This window comes from Altererythrobacter xiamenensis, from assembly GCF_900177715.1.
In the GTDB taxonomy this organism is placed as follows: Bacteria; Pseudomonadota; Alphaproteobacteria; order Sphingomonadales; family Sphingomonadaceae; genus Erythrobacter; species Erythrobacter xiamenensis.
Genome location: NZ_FXWG01000001.1, coordinates 457,841 through 473,255 on the forward strand (window position 1 = coordinate 457,841; position 15,415 = coordinate 473,255).

At 62.6% G+C, this 15,415-nt stretch carries 12 protein-coding genes; 7 read left to right on the top strand and 5 right to left on the bottom strand.

The features are described from left to right. Window positions 1–55: 55 nt before the first annotated feature. Both CCE89_RS02375 and CCE89_RS02380 read right to left on the bottom strand, forming a co-directional pair. Window positions 56–631 carry a LuxR C-terminal-related transcriptional regulator gene (locus tag CCE89_RS02375; protein ID WP_234989897.1) on the bottom strand — a complete coding sequence of 192 codons (576 nt, stop codon included), beginning with the start codon at window positions 629–631 and terminating at the stop codon, window positions 56–58. Between the two features lie 437 nt (window positions 632–1,068). Next, entirely contained in the window at window positions 1,069–1,671 is a 603-nt protein-coding gene (locus CCE89_RS02380; protein ID WP_234989898.1) for a polysaccharide biosynthesis/export family protein, read from the bottom strand. Between the two features lie 298 nt (window positions 1,672–1,969). On the opposite strand from CCE89_RS02380, the gene CCE89_RS02385 reads away from it, so the two are divergent. The 7 genes from CCE89_RS02385 (at window position 1,970) to CCE89_RS02415 (ending at window position 11,767) form a co-directional block, all read left to right on the top strand. Next, window positions 1,970–2,719, top strand: coding sequence for a sugar transferase (locus CCE89_RS02385; protein ID WP_086436420.1), 750 nt, complete (start codon window positions 1,970–1,972; stop codon window positions 2,717–2,719). Between the two features lie 326 nt (window positions 2,720–3,045). Continuing rightward, window positions 3,046–4,389 carry an outer membrane beta-barrel protein gene (locus tag CCE89_RS02390; protein WP_159456561.1) on the top strand — a complete coding sequence of 448 codons (1,344 nt, stop codon included), beginning with the start codon at window positions 3,046–3,048 and terminating at the stop codon, window positions 4,387–4,389. A 28-nt stretch (window positions 4,390–4,417) separates the two neighbouring features. Further along, window positions 4,418–6,553: a GumC family protein gene (locus CCE89_RS02395; protein ID WP_086436422.1), complete on the top strand. Its 2,136-nt coding sequence runs from the start codon at window positions 4,418–4,420 to the stop codon at window positions 6,551–6,553. 35 nt (window positions 6,554–6,588) lie between these two features. Beyond that, window positions 6,589–7,692 carry a glycosyltransferase gene (locus CCE89_RS02400; RefSeq protein WP_327078632.1) on the top strand — a complete coding sequence of 368 codons (1,104 nt, stop codon included), beginning with the start codon at window positions 6,589–6,591 and terminating at the stop codon, window positions 7,690–7,692. A gap of 12 nt (window positions 7,693–7,704) precedes the next feature. Further along, complete coding sequence (locus tag CCE89_RS02405) at window positions 7,705–9,159, top strand: glycoside hydrolase (RefSeq protein ID WP_086436424.1); 1,455 nt, start codon at window positions 7,705–7,707, stop codon at window positions 9,157–9,159. Then, on the top strand, window positions 9,156–10,265 hold the full coding sequence (locus tag CCE89_RS02410) for a GNAT family N-acetyltransferase (RefSeq protein ID WP_086436425.1): 1,110 nt from the start codon (window positions 9,156–9,158) through the stop codon (window positions 10,263–10,265). Before CCE89_RS02405 ends, CCE89_RS02410 begins: the two co-directional genes overlap by 4 nt. Further along, a complete protein-coding gene (locus CCE89_RS02415) occupies window positions 10,262–11,767 on the top strand; it encodes a lipopolysaccharide biosynthesis protein (RefSeq protein ID WP_234989899.1) in 1,506 nt (501 codons plus the stop codon). Before CCE89_RS02410 ends, CCE89_RS02415 begins: the two co-directional genes overlap by 4 nt. A gap of 28 nt (window positions 11,768–11,795) precedes the next feature. Here CCE89_RS02415 and CCE89_RS02420 read toward each other — a convergent pair whose 3' ends face one another. The 3 genes from CCE89_RS02420 to CCE89_RS02430 are packed head-to-tail and all read right to left on the bottom strand — an operon-like array spanning window position 11,796 to window position 15,414. After that, complete coding sequence (locus tag CCE89_RS02420) at window positions 11,796–12,929, bottom strand: glycosyltransferase family 8 protein (protein WP_234989900.1); 1,134 nt, start codon at window positions 12,927–12,929, stop codon at window positions 11,796–11,798. Next, a complete protein-coding gene (locus CCE89_RS02425) occupies window positions 12,920–14,152 on the bottom strand; it encodes a class I SAM-dependent methyltransferase (RefSeq protein WP_086436426.1) in 1,233 nt (410 codons plus the stop codon). The genes CCE89_RS02420 and CCE89_RS02425 overlap by 10 nt, the downstream gene beginning before the upstream one ends. Then, the gene (locus tag CCE89_RS02430) at window positions 14,149–15,414 is read right to left on the bottom strand and encodes a class I SAM-dependent methyltransferase (protein ID WP_086436427.1); all 1,266 of its coding nucleotides are present in this window, start codon (window positions 15,412–15,414) and stop codon (window positions 14,149–14,151) included. The genes CCE89_RS02425 and CCE89_RS02430 overlap by 4 nt, the downstream gene beginning before the upstream one ends. Window position 15,415: the final 1 nt, after the last annotated feature.

Sequence of the window (15,415 nt, forward strand, 5' to 3'; positions counted from 1 at the left end):
GGGAGGACAGGCGCAGTTGTCCAGCCTGCGCTTATCTACTCAACCCGATAGCTGATCAGCCGTTTCCGACGGCAACACGGTCCTGCGATGCAGAGTGATAGTTGGAAAAGCCGCGCGTGCTTGCCCACATGGCTGCCTGCGTGCGGTTGCTCACGTCGAGCTTGCGCAGGATCGCCTTTACATGGACCTTCACGGTGGCTTCGCAAACATCGAGTTCGCGCGCGATCACCTTGTTCGAATAGCCTGCCATCAGGCAGCAGAGCACATCACGCTCACGCAGTGAGAGCTTGGCATCCTCCATCTCGTGCTCGAGATCGGGAGCCGGCATCGCCTGGTCGAAATTGTGACGACCCAGTACGTCGGCAAGCTGGGAAGGCAGCACCTTCTCACCCATCGCGACAAGCTGCAGCGCGGTGATCAGAGGATCGGAATTCATCGATTTCACGATGTAACCATCGACCCCTGCATCGAAGCACTCGATGAGCCGATCCATTTCGAACTGATCGACCAGCACAGCGATCCGGGCCGATTCATACTCGGCCGCAATCTGCCTGATGGCATCGAGCTGGGCCGTGCGGTCCGGAAGGTCGATCAGCACGGTGAAGTCGGCATCGAGTCCGGCCTTCGCCACTCGCTCCACCCCTCGGCAGGACATCAGGACATTGAACCCGTTGGCCGACAGAATCCTGTGTAGCCCCTCCCGGGAGATATCGTTCAAGCTAATAAGGCAAAGGTCGCTGGACATAGCGAGTTTCCTCGAAAAATTATCTACGGTTACCCCAAAGCCGTAAAGGTCAGCAAAACCACGGTTGGGTTATCCTTTTAGATATTGGCCGTGGCAGCGACTCCGAACGGCTAACGAGGATGATGCTGTAAACCCGACTAAGAATCAACGCCCTTTTTGAAATTAGATCGAAGCGCCCCAGAGCGGGTCAGTTTGAGTTAGTCTCTCGGACTTACAGCATTTCGGCACCGCTGACTTGTATCAAATCGACGCGCGACAAGGCTGCCTGACGATTCAATCGATTGCGCGTTCGATCTGCCGAATTTTCGCCGATTTTGAGCGGATCAGAAGAAGGATTCGCGCACCGTGATGGTGTCGCCAGGCGCCACTTTGAGCGGAGCCTGGCCGAGTCGCACCAGCTTGCTCTCGGGCCAGATCTGGCGCTTCAGAACGACCGAATTGCGCTCCGCCCGCGGCGTGAAACCGCCAGCCTTCGCGACCGCCTGTTCCAGGGTAAGTTCGCCATTGTGCGGATATTCGCCGGGAGTCGCGACTTCGCCAAGAATGAAGAAGCTGCGATGCTCGAGTATCTCGATCGACACCTTGGGATAGAGAACATAGCCCCCGTCGGAGAGGCGCGTCTCGATCAGCTTGGCGACCTCTGACGGCGTCTTGTCCTTCACCACGATCGGTTCGATCAGCGGCATCGCCAGCGTGCCGCCAATCCCCACGTCGTAATCGCCGGTCAGCGTCTCCTCGTCGAAAACGGTGACCTTGAGCTGGTCGCCCGCGTCGATGAAATAACCCGGTGCAAGCTCGCTATTTGCCTGCGAAGCGGACATGACTGAAAGATCGCTTCCCCCGCAGGCCGCAGCCAGCGAAATCGCTCCTGCAACAATAAGGCCGCGTGCCGCGATGGGCATTCTGGCGAGCATTCGCTTGGACATCGCACAACCCTCCTCAACTGGTCTGCCAGAAGCGCATCCGCGCACCCGGCGTGTCGTGTCAGATAGTGCCAGATTATGCCAAGGCCTCAGCCGATTACATTACCATTTGGGGGGAGCGCGGCGGGAAGTGGAGCACCCTCTTATGCCCCCTTTGGCGGGAAGGGTTTACACCCGATGCGCGATTGTTCGCAGAGCCAATCTGATGGAGTTTGATGGTCGGCTCTCTCCTCGTTCGAACCGCACGGGGAGAGGGCTTCCACAGGGATCTTCTCGACCAGCGATCAAGCAACCGGACCAGATGCATACGACGAGACATGACAGCGCTTTGGGGGAGGCGAGAACGTCTGCGGACGCAGGCCTTTTCAGCTCGACCTCTTCGCTCTCGGAGCGGGAACTGATCGCGACGGCGTCGCATCTGGTAACCGCTTCGCGTGAGCAAGAGAGCTGGCATTACCGCGCTGTCGACATAGTGGTGGCCACCGCGCTGCTCGTCTTTCTCGCGCCGGTAATGCTGCTGGCAGCACTTGCCATCAAGCTCTCCAGCCCGGGGCCGATCATCTTCAATCAGACCCGCGTAGGTATGAACGGGCGGACCTTCGGGTGCCTCAAGTTCCGCACCATGCGGATCGATGCAGCAGAGCAGCTGGCAAATCTTCTCGCCAACAATCCGGAACTTGCCGAGGAATGGGCGCGCGACCAGAAGCTGAGCAGCGATCCGAGGATCACGCCGGTCGGCGCGTTCCTGCGCCTTTCGAGCATCGACGAATTGCCGCAGCTCTTGAACGTCATCCGCGGTGAAATGAGTCTCGTCGGCCCGCGTCCCATCGTCGAAGACGAAGCGCTGCGTTACGGCCGCTATATCACGAGCTACTTCAGCGTCCGCCCTGGCCTGACCGGAATCTGGCAGGTCAGCGGACGCAACGACACGTCCTATCGCAGGCGCGTTGCCGCCGACGTCGTTTACGCACGGTCGCGCTCGTTCTGGCTCAACATGAGAATATTGCTGGCAACAATACCGGCGGTGATCAATGCGGAGGGGGCGCGCTGACTATGCTGAATGAAGCGGTTCAAATCAGCCAGAAAATGAGGGCCCAGAGCCCGACGGCCAGCGGCGCCGCGAACATGAGCCCGCGGGCGAAGCTGCCGGAGCGTGGCGCACGACCGCGCGCCCCGCGCGATTTTACCGGCGCGGACGACTCTTTCGCGATCACTGCCCTATCCATAATGGCTATCGATCTACTCCTTTTGGCGGAGAAATGCCAGAGGGCACTACTACCTAGTCGCACCTTCTTCTCAAACCCCCTGCGGGCGGTGAGGTTCCTCAGGAACGCTGAGTCGAGCGCGCGGCGGTCCATTCTCCATGTCTGGCGCGAGATGGAAGACATCCTTTTCATCCTGCGCCTACTGATCGAACCGAAACCCAAATGCCGCCGGAGCCTGCACCGCGCGATCACCGATCGTTCGCGTAAACGGCGTGCGCGCCAACCCGCTCTCGTCTTGCGGATCGCGGCCTTCATTCTGCTGTGCCTGATCGCTCCGCGGCTTGCCATCGCGCAGCCCGAGGAGGTCGTCACACCGGTCGAGATGTTCGATGCCGATGCGGGTGAAGGCGTGCGCCTCTCCTCGTCCTATATCTTCTATCCGCGCGCAGTGATCGACCTCACCTACGACTCCAATGTCTACAACGTCGATGCGCCCGAGACCGAGGATGCCTACGTCTCGTTCCAGCCGGGATTTGCGCTCAAGTCCGACTTCGGCCGCCACGCAGTCGGCCTCGAAGCACGCGGCGAGATCCGGCGCTATTTCGACATCTCGGACGAAAACAGCGAACAGTATGATATCGTCGCCACTACCCTGCTCGAACTGGGCGAAGGCATCGACGTCGACACCTATGTGGGCTTCGCGCGCGGGATCGAGCGGCGCGGTACGCTCGGCGACGTGTTCTTTACCGACGAGCCGGTCGCTTACCACGAGAAGCGCGCGGGGCTCGACATCACCCGTGACGGAGGGAGGCTCGTGCTCGGCGCGGGCGCGGCGATCCTCAAGCGCGACTATTCCGATACGTTGGTCGGCGGTGTGCCGACCGATCTGTCGATCCGTGACGTAAAGGTCGCCAATGCGAAGCTGCGCGCCGACCTCGGTCTTGACCGGCGCACCGGCCTCTTTGCGGAAGTCGGCGTGAACCAGATCGACTACGAACTGCCGACCGTCACACCGCGCGATTCCGATGGGCTTTCCGCTCTCGTCGGGGTGCGCCACGAGGTGACCTCGCTGCTCGAGGTGGAAGCGGGCGTCGGCTACATTCACCAGAATTTCGACGATCCGGCGACTCCGTCTGCCAACGAGTTCAACTATCGCCTCGCGGCAAGCTGGACGCCCCGCCCGCAATGGCGGTTGACGGCGGCTGCAGCGCGGCTGGTGGACGCCAGCCGCAGCCAGGAATCTCCCGCCATCATCACCAGCGATTTCCGCCTCGGCGCACAGCGCGCCCTGGGCGACCGGATCCTGGTCGGCGCGGAGGCTGCCTATACCGAGGAAAACTACCGCGGTTCGCCGCGCAAGGACGAGCGCTTCACTGTCGCCGCCTCCACCACATACCGGCTGGCAGAACGCATCGGGATCACCGCGAAGGCGGGATACAGGGATCAGGACGGCGGCGCATTCGGCCGCTCCTACAACGGATTTACGGCGAGTATCGGCGTGAGGGCGGCATGGTAATCCCCCTCGCCCTGCATGGAGAACGATCATGAGTGGATCACGTGATCTGGTGGCTACCGGCACGGGTGGCACGGCGGTTGCCAATTATGGCGACTATGCCCCGCTGAGTGCCGATCGGATGGACCTGTCGGAAAGCGTCAGCTTCTTCCGACGCCAGTTCAAGCTGATCGCGATCATCACCGCTCTCGCTCTCGCGGCGGGCGCGTTGATCTCCATCCTCGCGGGCAAGACCTATCTGGCGGAATCGACGGTCATGTTGACCAATGATGCGGCCATCGTCACCCAATCAACAGCCGCCACGACGCCCCAGCCAGCGCTAAGCAGCGAAGTCGTCGACACGCAGATGCAGATCATCTCCTCGCAGGAAATGGCGCAGCGTGTCGCCCAGTCGCTCGGCCTCACCAACGGTCTCGACGGCGCAGGGCAGCGCAAGGTCATCGACGAGCTGCAGGAGAATGTCGGCGCGCGGCGGGCTGGCGAGAGTTACGCGCTGACGATCAGCTATCAGGCGGAGAAGGCCGCAGACGCTTCCACGATCGTCAACGAGTTCACGCGCCAATTCGTCAATTGGGAGCTTTCGGCAGAGCAGGAGCGCAATGCCGAAGCGCGTGCGATAGTCGAGGAACGCCTCGGCGAACTGCGCGACAGGGCGCAGGCGGACACGCAGGCGCTCCAGCAATATCGCATCGCCAACAACCTGCCGAGCATGACCGGCGCCTCTCTCACCGAGCAGGAAATCTCGACCTACAACCAGGAAGTGACGACGGCCCGTGCAGCGGCAGCCGAAGACCAGGCACGGCTAAACACCGCGCTCGCCCAGCTCCGTTCGGGTTCGAGCGGCGACGATGTCGGTGAAGCGCTCGGTTCGCCGGTAATCGCTTCGCTGCGCGCGCAGGAAGCGCTTGCGGCCACGACCGTTGCCGACCTCTCGGCCAAATACGGGCCCAATCACCCGCAGCTGATCCGGGCGAACAGCCAGCTTTCCGAAGTGCAGAACCGTATCCAGTCGGAAATAGGCCGCGTGATCTCCAACTTGCGCGCGAAGCAGGAAGTTTCCGCCCAGCGGCTCGCCTCGCTCAACGGCAGTCTCGCCAATGCGCGCGCGAAGCTTTCGCAGAACAACAGCGCGATGGTGGGCCTGAGCGAGCTCGAGCGCGCCGCAGAGGCGTCGCAAGGCATCTACGAGACCTATCTCAACCGCTTCAAGGAGCTGATCGCGGCCGAGGGTAGCGAGAAGCCCAATGCCCGGATCCTGACGCTGGCGGAAACCCCGATTTTCCCGAACTCGCCGAACATTCCGCTGAACCTCGCGCTGGCGCTGGTCATCGGCCTCGGCCTCGGCATCCTTGCCGCCTACATCAAGGAAGCGCTGTTCCACGGCATCTCGACGCCGGACGAGGCGGAGCGTGACCTGGGCGTGCCCTGTCTTGCCTCGATTCCGCTGCTGGAATCGATCGACGGCGGAGAGGATCATCCCGCCACCGCAATCCAGGAATCGCCCAAGTCCGCCTTTGCCGAGAGCTTCCGCTCGCTCGGCGCATCGATCGATCTCGCAACGCAAGGACAGGCGAAGGTGATCGCGATCACCTCTGCATTGCCCGGCGAAGGCAAGACGGTGATGTCCTGCTGCCTCGCAAGCGTGCTTGCGGCAGGCGGCCAGCGCACCATGCTGATCGATTGCGACCTGCGTCGCCAGGGCATCAGCCGCCTGCTCAACATGCAGGAAGGTCAGAAGGGCCTCGTCGACGTGCTCGACGGCTCAGCCCCGATCGACCTCGAACAGTATGACGGCGACAATGTCTTCTGCGTCCTGCCGCTTTCGCCCAGTCGCGAGGAGCCGGAGCACTTGCTGCGCGGGCAGGAGTTCGTCGATCTGCTCGAACAGCTGCGCGGCCACTTCGACCGCATCATCCTCGACCTGCCGCCGGTCCTGCCGATTGCCGCAACGCGGATCCTCGCGAGCCGGGCGGACGTGGTGGTGATGGCGACCAAGTGGCGTGACACTTCGCGCTTCGCCATTCGCGCGGCCCTGCGCCGCCTGCCGCCTGATCAGGTCAATGTGCTGGGGGTGGTGCTGAGCGGTGTGGACATGTCCCGCCGGTCCTTCCTCAACCCGCACGACCCCTATTTCTACTACTCCCAGTACAAAGAGTATTATGCGTAGCGCGCCGGAAACGGGCGCGGGGACGGGCTAGATCCTTGGCGCGGGGTGGCTTCTCTGACCGGCGGGTAGCGATCGTCCACTACTGGTTCGTCTCCATGCGCGGCGGCGAGCGGGTGGTCGAACGTCTGCTGCACCTGTTCCCCGATGCCGACATCTTCACCAACGTCTATGACCCCAGCAAGATGTCGGCGACGCTCAACCGCGCGCCGATCAAGGCAGGATTCGTCAACCGCCTGCCCTTCGCCAATCGCTTCTACCAATATTACCTGCCGCTGATGCCGATGGCATTGGAAGGGCTCGACCTCACCGCCTACGACCTAGTCATCAGCAGCGAGAGCGGCCCGGCCAAGGGGGTCATCACCCGGCCCGATACAACGCATCTGTGCTATTGCCACTCGCCGATGCGGTATCTGTGGGACCACTACCACCAGTATCGTGCCGAAGCCCCTTCCCTCGCCCGCCGCGCCATGCCGCTGATGTATCACCGCCTGCGTCAGTGGGATGTTTCCTCCAGCGCGCGGGTCGATCGCTTCGTCGCCAATTCCAGCTTCATCCAGCAGCGCATCCGCAAGGTGTGGCGGCGCGAATCCGATGTCATCCATCCACCTGTCGAAACCGGGCTGTTCTCGCCTGCGGACGAAGTGAGCGATAGCTACCTCTGGGTCGGCCAGATGGTCCCCTACAAACGCCCCGACCTCGCCGTCGAAGCCTTCAACGCCAACGGCCTTCCGCTGACGATGGTCGGCACCGGCAGCATGCTCAAGCGGCTGCGCGCGATGGCGAAACCGAACATCACCTTCATCGATCATCTCGATTTCGCCTCGCTGCGGGCAGCCTACGCGAATGCCCGCGCCTTCATCATGACGGCAGAAGAGGATTTCGGGATCACGCCGGTCGAAAGCATGGCATCGGGCCGTCCGGTGGTGGCTTTCGGGCGCGGCGGGGCGAAGGACAGCGTGGTGCCCGGACGTACCGGCCTGTTCTTCGACCGGCAGGAGCCGGAGGCCCTGATCGACGCTGTCCAACAGATGGAACGCTTTCTGCCCGACTATAACCCCGAATGGGCGGTGCAGCAGGCGAGCAAGTTCGCGCCCGAGCAGTTCGACCGCAAGTTCCTCGAAACGGTCGAGGCCAGCTGAGGGCGGCGCGGCATGGAACTCACTTTCATCGGCCTCATCCAGATCGCCATCGGCACACTGATCGTGCTGGTCGGGAGCGTGCGCAGCGCGGTGATTTTCCTGGTCGTCAGCGCTCTGTTTGACGGTTCCGCCGCGATCGCGCTCCCCGAACTGGGCGGCTCGTCGATCCCGCCCGTGCAGTTCGCGCTGCTCTTCACCACCTTGCGGATTATCGCGCCACGCGGCGGCTATCTCGGCTATCTTCCCGCCGCCATCGCAGAGAACAAGTGGATCGTCTTCTTCGCGATCTACGGCGTGGTCGCGGCCTATCTCGCGCCGCGCATGTTCGGGACATCGATAGAGGTTTTCCCGATGCGCCCTGAGCTGGGCATGGGGCCGTTCGACACAATCCCGCTCGTGCCCTCACCGCAGAACCTTACCGCAGCCTTCTATCTGATCGGCACGCTTCTGCTTGCGATTTCCAGCTATATCTTCTGCCGCATGCCACAGGGCGGCGCGGCGCTGGTCGCGGCGCTGCTGATCGCCAGCTGGCTCCACATCGCGACGGGCGTCATCGATCTGGCAACCCGCGGGACAGCTGCGGAAGTCATTCTCTCGATCTTCCGCAACGGCGGATACACGCCGCTCGACCTTTCCATTTCGGGCTTCATCCGCATCAGGGGCGTATTGCCCGAAACCTCCAGCTATGCGGGGCTCGGCTTTGCGCTTTTCGTGGCCAATGCGGAGCTCTGGTATCGCTCGATCCGTTCCCGCACGACGGGCCTTGCGGCGAGCGCGCTGGCCCTGCTGCTCGTGCTCAGCACTGCCTCCACCGCCTATGTAGCGCTCGCCGCCTACGTGCTGTTCCTGGTGTTTCGCGCCATGCTGTTCCCTGGCGCAGCGCCGCGCGGCAAGCTGCTCAGGGCGACCTATCTGGCGGCGGCCATCGGTTTCCTGATCGCGCTCCTGATGGCGCTCGTCCCGCGCCTGCCTTTCGCGGTGTATGAGCTGGTGCTCGACATGACGGTCGCCAAGCCTGCGACCGATTCAGGGCAGCAACGCCTGTTCTGGGCGCTGCAGGGTTGGGACACTTTCCTCGCGTCCTACGGGCTTGGCATCGGCCCGGGCAGCTTCCGCAGCTCGAGCATGCTGACCGCGATCCTCGGGTCGATGGGGGTCGTCGGGGCTGTCACCTTCGTGATGTATTGCAAGAAGGTCTTCGCCGCCTCGCGCCAGTCGACTTGGGGCGAAGCGGCGAGCCCGCTGCTATCGGTCAGTGGCGCCTTGGGAACTGCGGCCCTGATCTGCCTCGTTCCCGCCGCCATCGCATCGCCCCACGCCGTCCCGCCCGCGCTGTTCTCGATCATGGCGGGTGCGGCGATCGCCCTGCGAAGCGAGATGGTGCTTCCCACTCGTAACGAAGCTATGCCGCGCCGCCCCTTCCGCTGGCCGCCCGAGCGGCCGAGTGAAGAGGTGCCGGCAGAATGAGCGCGCTGCTTCATCCCGGGGACCTGACGCCTGACCTGATCGAGCGGTGGCGTGGTTTCTGCCTGGCCGATCCGCTCTATCACAGTCCGTTTTACGCGCCCGAGTTCACCCAGGCCGTTGCGCATGTGCGCGATGACGTGCGCATTGCGGTGTTCGAGCGGGCCGGAGATGTGGTCGGCTTCCTCCCCTTCCACCTTACGCGTAGCGGCACGGCGAAACCGATCGGTGGGCAGCTCAACGATTACCAGGGCCCCGTTACCGCTCCGCACACGAGGCTGACCCCGGGCGAGTTGCTGAACGGCGCGCAGGTTTCGAGCTATGACTACAACCACCTGCCGACCAGCTTCACCGCGCTGGCGCAGGACGCACACAGCTTTTCCGCATCGCCGCAGATGGACTTGTCGCAAGGCTACGAGGCTTTCGTCGGGCGCAAGGATTCAAAGTGGACCAAGGCGAAGCGCGAGATCCGCCGCCGCTATCGCAAGACCGAGAAAGATATCGGCCCGATCCGCTTCACCTTCCACGACCCCTCGGACACGATCTTTGCCGAACACATCGAAATGAAGAATGCCCTGCTGAAGCGGGTCGGATCGCATCTGCAAATCGGTGACGACTGGCTCGGGCAGGTACTCGACGTGTTGCGGTACAGCGAAGGGCCCGGCTTTGCCAGCGTCATGACGACGCTCCACGCCGGCGACAAGCTGATCGCCGCGCATTTCGGCATTCGCACGGCGGATGTGTGGCATTGGTGGTTTCCGTCCTATGACCTCGCCGCCTACAAGCTCGGCCCCGGCATCAATCTCGTCGATCAATGCGCCCAGGCGGCGCGGGACCATGGCATCGACACCATCGACTTCGGCCGCGGCGATGGCGCGTTCAAGCTGCTGTTCGCCGATCGCCAGGTCGATCTATGCGAAGGCGCGGTCGCGCGCCCCGGTAGCCTTGCCAAATTCGTGCGGCAGGGCACGCAGTCGCTGGTGTCTGCGGCAGAGCGCCTTCCGCTGGGTCGTTACAGTTCCTATCCGCGCCGCGCAGCGGCCAAATTCGTGACTGGCGTCGCGCTTCCCGGCATGGCCGCAAAAGAGACCGAAAGCAGGGCGCTGTGAACCTGCGCCAGGGGGTCATGCGCGGAGCGTTCTCGCTCGGCAGCGCGCGGGTCGCGTCGAACCTCCTCAATGCCGCAGCGATCCTGATCCTCGCGAGGCTGCTGACGCCCGAGGATTTCGGCATCGTTGCCATCGCGATGGCGGTGCTGACAGTCGTCCAGTCGGCGACCGAGCTTTCGCTTAACAACGCCCTGATCCAGAAAGACAAGGTCGAGCGTTCACACATCGACACGGCGTGGACCATGGCGCTGATCCGCGCCGCGATCATCGTCGCTTTCTTCGTCCTCGCCGCATGGCCGCTGTCGATGATCTATTCGCGGCCCGACATGGTGCCTGTGTTCATCGTATCCGGTGTGACGGGCGCGATGATCGGGCTGCAGAACCCGCACATCTGGCTCGAGACCAAGTCGATGCGGTTCTTCCCGCTCGCGCTCGTCCAATTCGCCTACAAGGGCTTCGGCGTATTTGTCGCGATCGGGCTCGCCATCGCGCTCGAATCCTACTGGGCGATCATCGCCGGCAATGCGATCGGAGCATTGGGCGCAGGCCTGCTGAGCTATATCCTCGTCCCCTATCGCCCGCGTTTCACGCTCGAGCACTGGCGCGAAATCTGGGCCTTTTCGGGCTGGATGTTCTTCAACCAGCTGTTCGAGACGCTCAACTGGCGCATCGACCAGCTGATCATCGGCCTCGTGGTGCCCAAGGGGGCGCTGGGCATCTATGCCATGGCCGACAATCTGGCGGTGATCCCGACGCGCGAGACGATCCAGCCGATCCGTCATGCGCTCTTCCCCGGCCTCGCCAACTTGTCGAAGGACCTCGCTCGCCTCACCCGCTCGCACCTGCTGGCGCAATCCTCCATCGCGATGCTGATAGCGCCGCTGGGTATCGGCCTCGCGCTAGTGGCAGAGCCTGCCGTTGCGATCGCACTCGGCGATCAGTGGCGCGCGGCGGTGCCCTTCGTCGAGATCTGCGCGGTTTATTACGCGCTCGGCACCTTCAGCATGGGCTTACAGCCGGTCGCGATGGCGCTGGGCAAGACCAAGCTGCTGTTCATTCGCCAGATCGTGGCCGTATGCGTCAAGCTACCGCTGATCATCGCGGGCCTGCTGTATGGCGGCCTGATTGGCGCTGCGCTTGGCCGCCTCGTCAGCGAGTTGATCACGGTGATGATCGAGTTTCTCTTCCTGCGGCACATGCTTGCGCTGTCGCTGTGGAATCAGCTCAAGCATCACGCACTCACGATTTTCGGACTGACAGCGATGACGCTGGGGCTGGCACTGGTCAGCCCGGCGCTTCCGGAAATGGCCGTAGCGCTCGAACTCGCCATCAAGGTCACGGTCGGCGGCGCCTGCTATGCAGCAGCGGTGTTCATCGCCTGGCTGGTCAGCGGCAAGCCTGCGGGACCGGTGACGGAATTGATGGGCGCGGCCGAACGCGCGCTTGCCAAGCGCCGCAGTCCGCAGGCGAGCAAACTCGAACCCGGAACCGCCGAAAACTGATTTCCATAAGGGTTGGTAGAACGGGTGGTCAGGCGAGCCCGATCGGCTGCCCTTCTCCATAGCCGTCGAGCACCGCTTCGGGCGGACGGATAAAGCCCCGCTCGCCATGCGCTTCCGACACCAGGGCCTGCGCCATGTCCTCGACATCCTTGCTGTTGCGCGGCGCCCAGGGCAGCTCGGCATCGTCCGAACGGTGGCGCGGAACCTTCATCACGTCGAGCGCGAAGGGCGCGTAGGATGACAGCGCGTCGCGGATCTTGGGGGCGTAGCGGAAGCGCAGGAAATCGACCTGCGCGCCGATCTTGTCCCCTGCACTCTGCGACGGAATGAAGCCCGCCCAGATCGTGTCCTTCAATTCCTCGCGATACCACTCGGCCGCATGGGCCCAGCGCGGGGGGCGGCGCTTCGACCATGGCTTGGTCGAGGTGTAGTGTTCAAGGTACGGCTTCAGCTTCCCGCCGAAATTGAGATAGGTTTCGTGCAGGTTCCAGCGCGGGTCGAGCGGCGTCCACTTGCCCTCGAGCGCATGATTGAGCGCGTCCTGATCGGGCGCTTCCATGCAGCCTTCGGGATGGTCGACGAGGAACTGCCGCGCGCGTTCGAGCGCGCCGTCTTCGAGCAGCTTTGGCCAGTCGAACACCATGACGCCCGACTGCAGATAGGGCGCATCGTCCGACAGGAAGAGATCACGGCGGCGGCGACGGATATTGCCGGTGAGGTAATAGACGAAGTCATGCACCGCGCCGGCGGGGAAGCCGTTGAGGTCGAAATCGAGCAACGGCTCGACCGACGACATCACGCGCGTATCGGCATCGAAATAGATCAGCCGGTCGTACTCCGGGCCGAAGATCATGTCGAAATAGAGCCTCAGATACGCCGCGCGCGGCCAGCGATCATTGATCGGCCTGACCTTCTCCTCGACGAAATCGGGGACGATGATCCGGGCCGGAACCTCTTTGCGCTCAAAGAAACTCTTCGCCGCTGCAAGGTCTTCGTCACTGACGTCGCAGCACACGAGGAACAGGCTGACATCGCGACCGGCAGGCAGATTGTCGGCGACCGTTTTCAACTGGCAGCAGGCCGCCGGAAGGTAACCGCTGTCGGTCGCGGTCGTGATCGCCGTTTTCATCGACTGCCGGATCGCCATCTCGGTCACAGGCATTCCACCGCACATTCGACGCCGATGTCGGCGAGCGACTGCTTGATCTCGTCTTCGTAGATGCGGTTCATCACGATCACGAGGCCGGGCTCGATCTCGGCCAATTGCTTGGGCGCGACGATCAGCTGACCGGTGCCCGGCATGAAGTGATTGTGGCGATTGGGGTTGATGTCCGTCACGAAATCGACGGAGTCCGAAATGCCGAGCGAGGTGAGGAAGGACACGGCCTTGGAGCCCGAGCCCCACAGGACCACGGTCTTGCCTTCGGCCTTGGCCTTCTCGACCAGGTCGCGCCAGTGCTGCTTGTGCAGTTCGAGCCGCATCGGGAAGCTGCGGACCAGTTCAGCCATCTCCGCGACCTTGGCAGAGACATCGCTCTCCGGCTTTTCGGACGCGGGTACAGCCTCGATCGTGAGGTATTGATCATCATATTCGATCGCGGTGCGGGTCACTTCAAATCCCGATTGCTCGAACAGATATTCGAGCGAGCTTTCGGTGAAGTAGCTGCAGTGTTCGTGATAGATATCCTCGAAAGCGCAGTGGCGGATGATGCGGTCCGCCTCGGGCACCTGGAAGAACACCACGGTCTGCTTTTCCGGATCGAGCCCGGCGCGGATCGTCGTAATGAAGTCCGATGTATCGGTAATATGTTCCAGCGTCATCTTGCAGCACAGGAAATCGGGCTGCTCGTCACAGTGGCGCGGTTCGAAATATTCGGGGATCAGCGTGATGCGCTCCGCGCCTTCGACCCCTTCGAGCCGTTCGGGAATGGCGCTGGGATCGACGCCGACCCCGCGGTTTTCGCCGAGCTGCGAGAGCAGGACGAGGAACTCGCCCTTGCCGCAGCCGATCTCCATCACGTCACGCCCCTTGAGCCCATGACGCTCGATCATCTCGGATGCGAGGTTCGTGTGAAAGCGCGAGAAGGTCGGAGAAAAACCCTGGGTTTCCTCGTAACGACCTGAATACTCAGTCAAATCCTGCCGGAAAGCGGCATTGTAGATGAAGCCGCAATCATGACAGAAGCGCAGCGCGATCGCACCGCGACTGCAATTGAGCGCATCGCCGCGAGTCTCGAACAGGATGCACGAATTGGTCGGGACGTTGTGGACCTCGTGAAATAGCTCGGTCCGGCCCCCGCCGCATGTCGGGCAGGCGAACTCCTCACCAGCGTCTTCGATCTCGGGCGCATTGTCGGTGGCGACGGGCTTTTCGATAAGGGTCATTCGACAATCCTCGGTTCGGGAACGGGCACGATGAAGCGGCCGCCTGCCGCGAGATAATCCTGCTGCTGCGCGATGATCTCGTCGGCGAAGTTCCAGGCGAGCATCAGCACGTAATCGGGCTGCTTCTCGACAAGCGCCTCAGGCGGGAGGATCGGCAGGTGTGCGCCCGGCATATACTTGCCTTGCTTGTGCGCATTGCGGTCCACCACAAAGTCGATCTGCGTGGTGTCGAGCCCGCAATAGTTGAGCATGGTCGCGCCCTTGGCCGCAGCGCCATAGGCGGCAACCGAATGGCCTTCCGCCTTGAGGTCGGAGATGAGCGCGAGAAGCTTCGAACGCAGGCCATCGACCCGCTCGGAAAACTCGGCGAAGAACTCGGGCGTGTCGAGGCCGATCGCGCTTTCATTGGCGAGCATGGTCGAGACGCTTTCGCCGACATTCTCTTGCCTTTCGACGAAGATACGCAGCGAACCGCCGTGGATCGAGAGCTCCTCCACCCGGTTGAGGTAGAGGCCATGGCGACGGAACAGCTTGTCGAGCGCGGTGAGCGAGAAATAGCACAAGTGTTCGTGATAGATCGTGTCGAACTCGATATGCTCGATCAGCGGGAGCAGATAGGGCATTTCGATCACCGCAACGCCGGTCGGCTTCAGTATTTTGCCTATCCCGGCGACGAAACCGTTGGTGTCGGCGACATGCGCGAGCACGTTGTTGCCGTGGACGACATCGGCCTGGCCCTCTGCTTCGGCGACATCGGCGGCCATTTCCTCGGTGAAGAAGCCGCAAATGGTCTTTACCCCGACCTTGCGCGCCGCGGCGGCAGGACCATCGGCCGGATCGATGCCAAGCACCGGAATGCCTTTCTCGACGTAGTTGCGCAGCAGATAGCCGTCATTGCTTGCAAGCTCGATCACGAGACTGTCGGAGCCAAGATCACGGTCCTTGATCCGCGCCAGCGCGTTCTTGCGCGAATGCTCCATCAATGCAGGCGAGAAGGACGAATAATAGGGATAGGCATCCGCGAAGAGGATTTCGGGCGATACCGTCTCGAGCATCTGGACCAGCGAGCAATCCTTGCAGAATGCCACGACGAGGGGGAAGGTCAGCTCCTCTTCGGTGAGCATCTTTTCCGTCAGCAGACGGTCCGCCAGCGGCGTCGATCCGAGATCGAGAAAGGCTTCCAATGCGCCGCTGCCGCAAGAACGGCAGCACGTTTCGGTGCGCGAATACTTGCCCGGTTGTTCGAGAGTGATCTGGTTCATG

What these genes read in the sequence shown, in the direction of transcription:
- CCE89_RS02425 (WP_086436426.1), bottom strand. Translation starts at nt 14,152, where the DNA reads ATGACCCTTATCGAAAAGCCCGTCGCCACCGACAATGCGCCCGAGATC.
- CCE89_RS02390 (WP_159456561.1), top strand. Translation starts at nt 3,046, where the DNA reads ATGGAAGACATCCTTTTCATCCTGCGCCTACTGATCGAACCGAAACCC.
- CCE89_RS02430 (WP_086436427.1), bottom strand. Translation starts at nt 15,414, where the DNA reads ATGAACCAGATCACTCTCGAACAACCGGGCAAGTATTCGCGCACCGAA.
- CCE89_RS02395 (WP_086436422.1), top strand. Translation starts at nt 4,418, where the DNA reads ATGAGTGGATCACGTGATCTGGTGGCTACCGGCACGGGTGGCACGGCG.
- CCE89_RS02385 (WP_086436420.1), top strand. Translation starts at nt 1,970, where the DNA reads ATGCATACGACGAGACATGACAGCGCTTTGGGGGAGGCGAGAACGTCT.
- CCE89_RS02410 (WP_086436425.1), top strand. Translation starts at nt 9,156, where the DNA reads ATGAGCGCGCTGCTTCATCCCGGGGACCTGACGCCTGACCTGATCGAG.
- CCE89_RS02420 (WP_234989900.1), bottom strand. Translation starts at nt 12,929, where the DNA reads ATGCCTGTGACCGAGATGGCGATCCGGCAGTCGATGAAAACGGCGATC.
- CCE89_RS02380 (WP_234989898.1), bottom strand. Translation starts at nt 1,671, where the DNA reads ATGTCCAAGCGAATGCTCGCCAGAATGCCCATCGCGGCACGCGGCCTT.
- CCE89_RS02405 (WP_086436424.1), top strand. Translation starts at nt 7,705, where the DNA reads ATGGAACTCACTTTCATCGGCCTCATCCAGATCGCCATCGGCACACTG.